The sequence below is a fragment of the Oscillospiraceae bacterium genome, from assembly GCA_035353335.1.
GTDB lineage: Bacteria > Bacillota > Clostridia > Oscillospirales > JAKOTC01 > DAOPZJ01.
This window is the reverse complement of record DAOPZJ010000125.1, coordinates 1-1602: the sequence shown is the minus strand read 5'-3', so window position 1 is coordinate 1602 and position 1602 is coordinate 1. Positions and strand designations below refer to the sequence as shown.

Annotated in this window: 2 protein-coding genes; both read right to left on the bottom strand. The window is 40.9% G+C overall.

All coding sequences use genetic code 11. From position 1 onward, the window contains the following. Window positions 1–937, bottom strand: a 937-nt coding sequence (locus PKH29_12915) for an Ig-like domain-containing protein (GenBank protein HNX15741.1), incomplete at its 3' end; no start/stop codon positions are given. Between the two features lie 105 nt (window positions 938–1042). Then, window positions 1043–1602, bottom strand: a 560-nt coding sequence (locus PKH29_12910) for a hypothetical protein (GenBank protein ID HNX15740.1), incomplete at its 5' end; no start/stop codon positions are given.

Below are 1602 nucleotides of genomic sequence, written 5' to 3'. Positions count from 1 at the left end.
TTTCAAATCCATTAGCACCTAATGAATATTTAACTGCTTCGAGATTTGTAATGCTATTTGGATCTTCGTTATTGCGAGTCATAATAACTTTCTGATTAAGGTCAAAGTAGAATTTATCGCCATGATAATAAAAGTCTCCAGCAGATAAAGTAGATATGCCCTTATCTTTAATAAAAGTTACGAACAATGATGGATTGTGCCCATTCCAAAAACTAATAAACACCTCAGGGATGCCATCACGGTTAAAGTCATTGACATAAACGGAATCAAAAGAACTTACATCAGAAAAAAAGTCTTTATACGCTACTTTCCATTGATCCTTAACTCCGTCTTCAATCACCGTTTTGACGGAGACAACACAAGTAGCCTTAGCTTTGCTGTTAAATGCCGATGCGCAGGTGATGGTAGCCGTGCCCGCTTTCTTCGCGACGAGCAGCCCCCTTTTAGAAATGCTCGCGACCGCGGGATTGCTCGATTTCCAAATAAGATCCTTCCGGATGGCGTCATTTGGGAAAACGGTAGCCTTAAAGGTGCCGATTTTGCCGACATTCCAGTTTAATTTTGCGGTATTCAGCTTTACGGATGTGATACCCTTGCCGACCGTTACAAAACAGGTCGCTTTCGCGGAACGATTGTTTTTCGAAGTGCAGGTGATGGTGGCCGTACCATAGCCTTTGGCAGTGAGTTTACCGCTGCTGTCCACCGTGGCAACCTTGGTGTTGCCGGATTTCCAGGTAACCTCTCTGTTGGCGGCATTGCTCGGGTAAACCGTGGCTTTGAATGTTCCGGTTCTGCCCACCGGCCAAACAATTTTAGAGGTGTTTAAATTTACGGAAGTGACCGCAACGGCAGCTGCCGCTGATTTTGAAACGATTGCCGGCTGGACAACCGCAAACACAAACATCAGCGCTAAAATAACGGATAAGGCTCTCTTCATGAAATTTGACCTCCTCTAAAATACTTCTTCTTTATTTGCGTGTTTTCGATTGCAAAGTGTCTTTACGCATTGCTTTTTCAGGCAGCGTTTTACAGATGTATTAAATCAACTCTTATCCAACTTAAGTTCATTATTCAGATACTCTTTGATATTTTTCGTGACAGCCACATCGGCATAGTCAATTAAATCCAAGCTTTTTGTGACCGCGTCAAACTTTTCATTAAAAAGTTTGAGGGATTTTTTTATATGCGCATCAAGCGCGGCGATGTCATTATAATCAAAATCTTCTTTCAATTTTTCTGCTGAAATCTCATGAGTTTTTTCGAATCCGTTGTCACCCAATGTATACATAAGCGCGTGATGATAGCTAAGTGCCCCTGAAGAGATTCCGTCTTCTCGAAGTATAATTTTGTTTTGATTAAGTCCAAGATATAGTTTGTTTTTAATTTGTGGAGTCGAACCAAAATCAAACATAAGAGTTGTTATGCCCTTGTCTTTTATATAAGTGACTACTTGCCGAGGGCAACCCATTCCCCATCGGTCTATAAATACCTCCGGTATACCATCTCTGTTTATATCATTAATATATACGGATTGATAATTATCTATTGGATCACTTGCATCGGAAAAAAAGTCTTTATAGGCTGCCCTCCACTGTTTATTCG